Raw genomic sequence first — 8,676 nt, 5'->3', positions numbered from 1 at the left:
GTTCCATCAATGTCGTGATGTCGTAAAGGGCCGCGATCGCTTTCTCCTCACTCTCTGCCGTCATCAGAAATGCAGTGACTGTTGGGGCGTCGATCAAGTACTGTTTCACTGACGCTGTCCAATTGCGCTTCAATGAGTGTGGGGCGGGAATTGGGTAGGCCCGCTCAAAGGGAGCAATGCCATCGCACCCTGATTCCGAACGCCAGGCGCAGAGCTATCGTGGCATTTCGACCAAATCAACGGATTCTGGCGCAAGCCAAGGCGTCACAATCACCCGTCAGTTTTCGGGGGCAGAACCGAGCGCTTTAGGACTTGGCGAACGCACCGTCCTTGCGACAAACAACCTGTTGAAGCGCCTGAGCTTCAAAACCGTGCCATCAATGACCCGGCCATCATGACAGCAATCCCGGGATTCGTGACTCTTCTGAACAGGCTTCTCACCTATCGGCGGAGCGATGTCCTAGCTCGCAAAGCATTCGAAGACCGCCACAAAAGGCAGCTTTCAGTTGGAAGTCATGAGGAGCCGGATTAAACCGGATAAGCATGAGAGCTTTGAGGAAGGCGGTGGTTGACTAATCGAAATAACCTCAAGGGTATCCTCGCCGTAGTCGCCGAGGGCCGGGACAAACGGCGGAGCCTCCATCATCGTTTCGGCCTTGCGAGAACTATAGGCAAATCGACCGTCCTTGATGGCGGTCTTGATGTCCATGTCTCCTTTTCCAAGGTATTTACCTGCGAAGGGATGGCGGCCGAGGAAAAGCAACTGAAACAGCAATACTGCTAGACCGAAATTGTCGTGGTTCGGGGTACGGTCGATCTTGCTGAAGGACGCTCCTTGAAGCTCCGGCGGGGTGTATTCCGCGACACCGACCAGGCACCGGTAGGTGTCGCTGCTGACGCGATATTGGAAGGAGTCGCTGTCGATCAGCGTTACCAGGGCCTTGTTGGAGACCAGGATGCCAGAATGGTTGATGTCGCCGATGACGCAGCCAGTGGCATGAATGCTGGCCACCGCATTGGCGAGGTTTATCGCTGCTCGCAGAAGGAACTGAGAGTCCGCCGTCGGGAACTCGGTTTTCCGGCTGCCGGGCCCATAGAGATCGTGAACGCTCTTGAAGCCCGCTACCTTTTTCATCGTGAAACCCAAGAATTCACCGGACGGTGACTTTAGGGTGTCGATCGGAAAGGCGACATAGGTCGATTTATCGTTCAGCCGACCCGAAACCATGGCGGCTACCTTGTCGCGTCGCTCCTTGGCCTTACCTGGATTGTAGATTTTCGCCGCGAGATCTGGTGCTTCGACGATGTGATGAACGGCACCTTCTCCGCCCTTACCGAGCGTAGAGCCAAGGGTGAGACGACGTCCATCGGATGAAACGACAGTGGTCAAACCCGCAATCCCAAAAACAACGACTTATCATCATCGGTCCGCTCACAGACGCTCGGACTCTCGAGATAGCCCTTGAGTGCATGCGAAAGCGCACTGTCGACGGACGGAGCATCCGATGCTTTCAGTGGCGCCATCATGCGGTTGAAGAACGGGTGATGGGCAGTATGCCCAAGGTGATCCAAAACCAGCCGCTCAATGCCGTCCGAGAACACGGCGAATTCCTCGATAACGCCCTCAACCGGTATCACCATGAGCCGCGGTGGGGATCGTCTGTTACAAAGGAGGTCGTTGACGCGTACTCGCCTTGGTACGGCCAGTACGGAACTTCCCATTCGTCACAGCCAGATCGCCTGATAACCGCCGCGCCATCACCTACATGGATCACGATCGAGGCTTCCTCGCCAACGAGAACAGCGACCAAGGTCGCCGCGAAGTCCCGTGGGCGAACCTTGGCGAAGCTTGCTTTGACGTTGATGGTTTCACGGGTCGCATCGATCCAGTCCCAAACCACATCCTCATTCAACTCGGCGAGAGCGGCGTCGAAAAGGAACGCCCTGCAGGACTTCAATAGGCCTATGCAGACCGTGCGAGATCCAAACTCCGCATGTGACGCGCTTCCGGCGCCGTCCGAAACGACCGCCGCCATGACCGAGCCATGACGCGTCAGGAACTCCTTGGCGCAGACGTAGTCCTGGCAAGGAGTGCCATTTTTCAGATGAGACGTGCCGATGGAGCGGGCCGCAGCCCAACGCCATTTACCGATCATGAAATCGATGCCCATCCGTCAGGTGTTGCTGGATTGGACAGAGGCACGGCGTCGCCGGGGTTCGATTGAGAAACCGAGCTGAGCGAACTGGAAAGCCAACAGAAGAGATCGCGGAACCGAAGCGACTTGAGCGCAAGCGGTGCTCGGGTGCAGATCTGGGAAAGGACTTCCATGTTCGCGCCCTCAACGCCGACTGCAAAGAACGAGAATGCCTTTTCGGCCTCTCCAGCCTTCACGAGGCTCGCCGCGTTCTGCCAAGAATCTGTTGGGCCGCCGTCCGTGATTAGGAATACCCATGGGCGATAATAGGAAATGCCATTCTGACGGTACTGGTTCTTACGGTCGCGCACCAACTGCAGTCCTTGTTCGATCGCCGATCCCATTGGAGTGTCGCCCTGGGACTGCAGGTCCGGCACATACCAATTCTGAACGCCCTGGAAATCGTTGACGACAGTCACAGGTCCGAAGGTTACCAAGCCGACTTCGACACGTTTCGCGGCCAGAGAGTCGGCAAACAGCTCGTCCTTAAACTGTACGAGACCGTCGTTCAGCTCCTTAATCGGCCTTCCGTTCATCGAGCCTGATACATCGAGCAAAAGTAGGCAGGGACAACGCGGCTCAGGATTGTCGACGAATTCAGCGCCTTCAAACGGTTGCTGTTCGAATGGATTGCTCATCTTGAATGTTTCCGGTCTTTGGGATTTCTAATTGGCGACGATGCCAAAGGCGTTGAGGACCTCAGGTGTGATGGTTCCAGTTACCTTGAGCTGGTAATCAGTCTGCATTGCCACGAGCGCGGTTTTGCAGGAGGGGCCGACTTTGCCGTCAATGAGCCCCGAATAGTAGCCGTAGGCGGTCAGCGCGGTTTGGACCTGCATCACAATTTGCGAAAACCTCTGGGAGTTGCCAGGAAGAACCTTCAAAGGCGAGGGGCCCGGCAACGTGTTCGGTAGAGTGTCGTATTCCGAAGTGGAAGCCGAAGACGTTGTCGGGGAGGGCAAATAGGTCGGTGTGGGTGCTCTCGGCACCGGGGGCGTATATTTGGGGACGGGTGCGATATAAGTATCCGTGGTTGACGGAGTATTCCAAGTGGGCTCCGTCCGAGTGTAGCCGCCGCCGCTGCTCGATCGGTGGCTCGAATGAGACCGGTGAGAGCTATGAGAGCTGTGTGATCGGTGTCCAGCCAGCGTGTAGATATGCTTCAGCTTAAGTCGCTCAAGGACAGTCGGAAGTTGGCTTGTCTTCTTTACGGCGTCGCCTGGAACCAATGCCTCGGACTTAGATGGAAAGAACCCCGCCGCTAGAAAAGACGGGATCAGAAACAGTCTTCTTTTCATAATGGACCCAGCGCAGAAAACACCTGGTCGTGACTATACCACTCGAAAAACCCACCACAAGCTGAGCGAGCGTTACATTCCTTGCAAAACCCCAAGTATTTTCGCTTCCAATCGGAGATCGTAGACGGGGCATACTGCCGATACTCCTTCGGAACTGAACAGAGAGGAAAATTATAAAGAGCAACCGATATACCCCGCGCGACCGTCCGGTCGACCGCCATAGAGATCGGCTCGAAATCAATAGAGGTGTCGAGGAAGGATGTTGCCCAGTTCATCCGACCGTAGCCAATGCGCTCCAACTGCATGAGCGCCCAGACATTTATGAAACTTAACCTAGTGAAGACAAAGTCGGCTAAAGCTCCGAGATGACGGCGATTCTGCTGTAGTACGACGGTTCTCAATTCGACGGAGGCTCCGGCCTGCATCAAGACGGCGAGTCCCCGTTCTAGGGATCGAAAGGCTCCGGGCTTGCCAACAATCTGGTCGTGGGTTCGGGGGTCGGACGAATAAAGCGGAATGCCCCAGAGAATTCGTTCCGTTCCGATCTCTATGAGCTGCTTGACATCGTCCTTTGTGGAATGCTGGCCATTGCTCAAGACATGGAAGGTGACGTCTGGTCGCAGACGAGCGACGCGTTCGAACATCCGGAAGAGCTTTTCCTTGTGAAGAAGCGGCTCGCCGCCAGAGATGCCAAGTACGCTTTTGTTTGGCGCTAGTATTGCGGCTGTCTCAAACTGTTCGAAAAGATCGGCGTGATACTTTTTTGGGGGCTGCGAGCACATGACACAGAGCTGGTCGCACTGCTCGGTGACAAGGAAGGTGTTGTGCGGCGAGCTTGCCCTGATCAATCGATGGGCTGGCCTGACCGGGGATGGCCAAGATGACGTCACCATCAAGATCTTCGGATTGATCGCTATGAACGACCAGCGAGAAGCCATTGAAATCATACTCTCTACGGCTGTCTCGCCTATCGATCTGGATCGCATCGTGTTCCGTGACTTCGCTCGGCGTGGTATCCCGCAGCCTTACGACCATCGGCTCGATAAGGGGTAGGGGATCGATCTGGAGTCGTAGTCCGATCATTGTGGCCGCTTCCCGATGGAGCCGTCGAAATTCGGAACACCAGACCAGACTGCGAGGGACTTCCGAACCTTCGGGTCGGCGGAGTAGATCATAGAGAAAATCTTATCAAAGATGCTCGTGTGCTTCTGGCAGAAGTCAGTGAGATGCTTTGGCAAATCGATTCGCCCATAGCGAGACAGGTCGTCAATCAGGTCGATCCCACAAAACGGCTGATAGGGACAGTGAACGCAGTCTGGGTGGAAGTTGTTGATTGCCTCTTCGTTCAGCAAATCGATCTTGGAGCGGGAAATGCCCGTGAAGACATCGCCCATGGCGAAGTCGAACTGACCCACACGGCTGATCATCCTAGCTTCGTCAGTGGGATAGAATTTTCCGTCATGGTCGATGACGACGTACCCAGAGCCGACGGTGCTTGGATTTCTGAGATCGGCGTGTCCGTTGTGGCCCGATCGAAGCACCCGCCGCAGACAGTGGACGAAATAATACTCTTCTACCGCATACTCTGAGTTCCAATTGTAATCGACCAGGTCGTCAATGAACGCCGAATAGTAAGCGCTCCACGTCGAAGCACTGCTGCGTGCGTCGTATTTCTTCCGCGCAAACCCTTGATAATTGATGGGGCGTAGGTAAATCGAGCGCAGGTTCAACGATGCGTAGTGCTCGATGATCGATCTCGCCGGGGGCGGGCTATGTGGATTGATGGTGGGCAGAGCCGAGACCCTGTCGGTGCCAAGCCGATCGAGTGCTCGGCGAAAATTTCCAAGGAATTGCTGGGTCCTGTCCGCTGTGATCGTCCTTTGAGCCTCATGCGTGCCGGGATCCGCGTCGAATGATGTGCTAACAAACACGTCCTGGTTTTCCAAGAATTCCCATGCGTCGTCGCTGGGGTCCTGCAAATTGGTGCAGACAACAAACTCGCATTTATCGAATCTGGACCGACAGAAGTCGCGAACCTCCTTCAACACGTCTAAGCGAAGGAGTGGCTCGCCACCCTGAAACTCGACCTTGATCCTCTTCGTGGACAGTCCGTCCAGGAACCGGATCACCGCCTTCAGGGTCTCATCAGTCCAATCGAACCCCGGTGTTTTCTCATTTACCCTCGAGACCTGACAGTAGCCGCAGGCGAGGTTGCAGCGCAGGGACGGGACGAGAATAACGTAGTCGAGGTCACCGGGGGTGTAGAGACGGCTGGCGAACCGATATTCAAAACCTGCATAAGCGAGGTCGCCCGGTTCCTGAAATGCATGGCCGTTCGCTTCTAAAAATTCCGTATCGCCTTCAGTAAGGTGCCCCAACGCATAGCGGCGCAGAAACTCCTGATCTGCTTGAAAGAAGCCGCCCGCATCGTCCGCGAAAATCAGGCTACCTTCGGACATCTTCCGAAACTTCAATGGCATCACAGTCAAAGGCCCGTCACTCCCGCGAGGAGTGTCTTCCGGAGCGGAAGTGTCTCAGCATAAATCTTTTGCCGATAGACGCAGAACATGAGTTCCTGCTCCAACTCGACCGCGCGATCGGGTGGGAGCGTCATCGCCACGGCGTGGCCATCCCAGGCGACGTCGAGGCCAGGGTTCAGGTAACGAAAGCGGATAATTGCATCCGGTACGTACTCGTGCAGTTGCTCTGGCATTGTGAAGGTCAGGGGCATTGTTGCCCCCTGTTCACCGAGCATTTCCAGGGTTGGCATCAGCTGTTTCACCGTAGATTTTCCGCCACCGATTTGAAGCAGGCGTCGGCGGCACCGACCTCGCGCCTCATCAACTCGGTCCAAGCTCCGTCGTCGAAGCTGAAAAAGTCGACAAAGCACTTGCCGGGGTCGTTGTCGGCCCATTGGGCAACAAGGAGACGGCTGTCGAGCTGGAATTTCAGGTTCAGATACATGTTGTCTTCGCCGCCGACGGGCACATCGAACACCTCCCCAGTCCGGTTGTTGCCCAGGTACGCGACTGAGCAGCCCGTCCCACAACCAAACTGAATGACCGAATACTCCCCTGCGAATTTGGGGCCGTCCGTCATGCCGTCGGCTATCCTGATGCGAAAGTTGCTGAACCGCTGGTCGCGACCGCTGAAATCGGGATAGTTGTTCGGACCGTTGTAAATTCTGAATACAGGCAGCTGAGATGGCTTGATCCTGTCCAATGAGATGGTTGGAAGATTGGACGGGGCCAGTTCGCCCTGCACCCACTTGATTGGTTCGTAGCCAGCGTCGCGGACGCTCGGCGACCCTTGAGTCTTTTCCAGATATTCCCGTTGGTAGATGCCCACGCCGCTGAGCAGCGCGTATGATGGCATGTTTGCGTAGAGCAAATTGCCGTATTTCGTATTCAATTGGGCAAGTTCAGAACTGCCGACCGTGGTAACAAACTTGGCAACGAAATCGGTACCCTGGACGTCATAATAGTTGAGAATCTCGACAGCGCCGGACGACGTCGCTGTGGCCGGACAGACATTCGGATAGAGGACACCGCTCGTGCCAAACTTTGATCGGATATCGCGGAGCGATGTTCGGCCAAACTTGAAATCGCCAAAGTTTGCACCCGCCTTTGAGCTGGCTTCGGCCGCCTTTGCCTCCAGGGCAACTATTGTCCCATTGGACGCCGAGTACGTCACCTCAAGGGAAACGCCGCTGCGAGGCCAGACGGTCACGGTCGTATAGCCTGCGGATGTCGATGCATTCTTTGCTGGGGCCCAACGCTCGAGGACGGACCTATCCTGACCGAGATACACGCCCTCTACAGCCTGAGCGTGAACCGCAAGCGGCGTCAGCGTAACTGCCGTGGCAAGTATCGGGCCCGCGAGAAATCCTGCTATGTAGGTACGTGACCTGTCTTGGCACTTCATGTCTGAAGCCTTTCCGGCCTCACTAGGTAAATTGAAATCCGGCAAGACTCTGCCCCTCAATACGCGACGATAACTAGGCGCCTAAGTAATGCAACCACCGGGTACTGCTTGTCCCTAAAAAGATTGAATATAGCTGCCACATATTTGCTATTGGTGGCATTAGCTCTCCCGGGGAGGGCATGTCTCCGATCGGAGACACTTGTTCTTGAAGATTTCGCTTCCGCCGACAGACCTTTCAGCTTCTCATCTATGGAGACGATAAGTTCTAAAGGTAACAGCATGCTCGATGACGCGACGGTTAAGCGCACGAATGGACCGACCAAGCGTGCAGATGGAACATTCTATTGAGCATCGCCACGTAGATTATTTGGTTGGACGCGACACTGTCGGCAGAACGAGAAGGCCGAGTACGACCGCGCAGGGTTACTGCGACTGGCGACGCATTTCGACTGGCCGGAAGAGGTCGTCGTCATCATCCAGGGGGTTGAGAACTGGAAGCTTGATGAACTCGAGGATCGAATTGCGGAAGCGGCCGCCAGCGGGCGCTGGGACGACCTGATCGAAGAGGCGAGCGAGCATTTGGCAATACCCACGTTCCGGTAAGCTGAGCTCAGCGTCTACCATTCGATGGTGCTGCCGTCATAGGCGATGAACACCCTGGTGTTTTTGCCCGTCGAGCGCGCTCAGGATCGAGGCGGAAGCTTCCTCCGGACTCACCGTAGAATGGCCCGCCGAGCAGGGGGCTGAGAGCAGCGCCCTGACCGTCCCGGGATGCACCGCTGTCACGACCGCCTCGGGATGCATCCGTGCCATCTCGATGGAGGCCGTCCGAACAATCTGGTTCAGCGCCGCCATCGACGAGCGATAGGAAATCCAACCGCCTAGGCGTTTGTCGTCGATCGACCCGACGCGTGCGGATAGGAGAGCGGGCGAAATTCTCGCCTTGCACTAAGATGCTTCCCAAGAATCTAGCGCGTCAGACCAGATCGTTGCAAAGAAGCGCGGTATTGCCGAGCGAATTCACACTGACAATATCACGAAGGGCTGGCGGCAATGTTTGATGCCATAGATTGACCGGCATGCTGCCTCGCGATTTGATAGCGCGGCGAACGCGCTCACACACAGAAGCCAGAAAGCAACAGGTCAAACCGCAGTTTGCACAGAAATCCGCAGCGGCTTAAACGGCGGTTTTAGAGCAAAAAGCAACACCTCCAAAACCGCCTGTTAGTTCCATAAGCTATCTTATGTGACAGCCACTT

Annotated in this window: 11 protein-coding genes; 1 reads left to right on the top strand and 10 read right to left on the bottom strand. The window is 55.7% G+C overall.

From position 1 onward, the window contains the following. Positions 1 to 502: 502 nt before the first annotated feature. From LPU83_RS06280 to hxsC, 6 genes are read right to left on the bottom strand one after another with little or no spacing between them, the layout of a single operon-like run. Entirely contained in the window at positions 503 to 1,390 is an 888-nt protein-coding gene (locus LPU83_RS06280; RefSeq protein WP_024319074.1) for a protein kinase domain-containing protein, read from the bottom strand. Then, a complete protein-coding gene (locus LPU83_RS73645; protein ID WP_231052404.1) occupies positions 1,387 to 1,602 on the bottom strand; it encodes a hypothetical protein in 216 nt (71 codons plus the stop codon). The genes LPU83_RS06280 and LPU83_RS73645 overlap by 4 nt, the downstream gene beginning before the upstream one ends. Before the next feature lie 32 nt (positions 1,603 to 1,634). Beyond that, positions 1,635 to 2,156, bottom strand: a complete 522-nt coding sequence (locus tag LPU83_RS06250; protein WP_231052405.1) for a PP2C family serine/threonine-protein phosphatase — start codon at positions 2,154 to 2,156, stop codon at positions 1,635 to 1,637. Beyond that, complete coding sequence (locus LPU83_RS05950) at positions 2,153 to 2,833, bottom strand: vWA domain-containing protein (RefSeq protein ID WP_024319075.1); 681 nt, start codon at positions 2,831 to 2,833, stop codon at positions 2,153 to 2,155. Before LPU83_RS05950 ends, LPU83_RS06250 begins: the two co-directional genes overlap by 4 nt. Positions 2,834 to 2,860: 27 nt before the next feature. Continuing rightward, positions 2,861 to 3,493, bottom strand: a complete 633-nt coding sequence (hxsA, locus tag LPU83_RS05895) for a His-Xaa-Ser repeat protein HxsA (protein ID WP_024319076.1) — start codon at positions 3,491 to 3,493, stop codon at positions 2,861 to 2,863. Continuing rightward, the gene (gene hxsC / locus LPU83_RS05860) at positions 3,490 to 4,386 is read right to left on the bottom strand and encodes a His-Xaa-Ser system radical SAM maturase HxsC (protein ID WP_309475158.1); all 897 of its coding nucleotides are present in this window, start codon (positions 4,384 to 4,386) and stop codon (positions 3,490 to 3,492) included. The genes hxsA and hxsC overlap by 4 nt, the downstream gene beginning before the upstream one ends. Here hxsC and LPU83_RS75280 point away from each other — a divergent pair. After that, positions 4,274 to 4,546: a hypothetical protein gene (locus LPU83_RS75280; protein WP_309475159.1), complete on the top strand. Its 273-nt coding sequence runs from the start codon at positions 4,274 to 4,276 to the stop codon at positions 4,544 to 4,546. The genes hxsC and LPU83_RS75280 overlap by 113 nt on opposite strands. Before the next feature lie 26 nt (positions 4,547 to 4,572). Here the strand turns inward: LPU83_RS75280 and hxsB are convergent, their stop codons facing one another. The 4 genes from hxsB to LPU83_RS05250 form a co-directional block, all read right to left on the bottom strand. Continuing rightward, positions 4,573 to 5,982: a His-Xaa-Ser system radical SAM maturase HxsB gene (gene hxsB, locus LPU83_RS05815; protein ID WP_157997279.1), complete on the bottom strand. Its 1,410-nt coding sequence runs from the start codon at positions 5,980 to 5,982 to the stop codon at positions 4,573 to 4,575. Beyond that, positions 5,979 to 6,275: a hypothetical protein gene (locus LPU83_RS05785; RefSeq protein ID WP_024319237.1), complete on the bottom strand. Its 297-nt coding sequence runs from the start codon at positions 6,273 to 6,275 to the stop codon at positions 5,979 to 5,981. The genes hxsB and LPU83_RS05785 overlap by 4 nt, the downstream gene beginning before the upstream one ends. Continuing rightward, a complete protein-coding gene (locus tag LPU83_RS05500) occupies positions 6,272 to 7,462 on the bottom strand; it encodes a hypothetical protein (RefSeq protein WP_157997278.1) in 1,191 nt (396 codons plus the stop codon). Before LPU83_RS05500 ends, LPU83_RS05785 begins: the two co-directional genes overlap by 4 nt. Before the next feature lie 378 nt (positions 7,463 to 7,840). Then, the gene (locus LPU83_RS05250; RefSeq protein ID WP_157997277.1) at positions 7,841 to 7,996 is read right to left on the bottom strand and encodes a hypothetical protein; all 156 of its coding nucleotides are present in this window, start codon (positions 7,994 to 7,996) and stop codon (positions 7,841 to 7,843) included. Positions 7,997 to 8,676 lie beyond the last annotated feature (680 nt).

Source organism: Rhizobium favelukesii (genome assembly GCF_000577275.2).
In the GTDB taxonomy this organism is placed as follows: Bacteria; Pseudomonadota; Alphaproteobacteria; order Rhizobiales; family Rhizobiaceae; genus Rhizobium; species Rhizobium favelukesii.
Note: the sequence above shows the minus strand (reverse complement) of the source record. Positions and strands in the feature narration are given on the sequence as shown.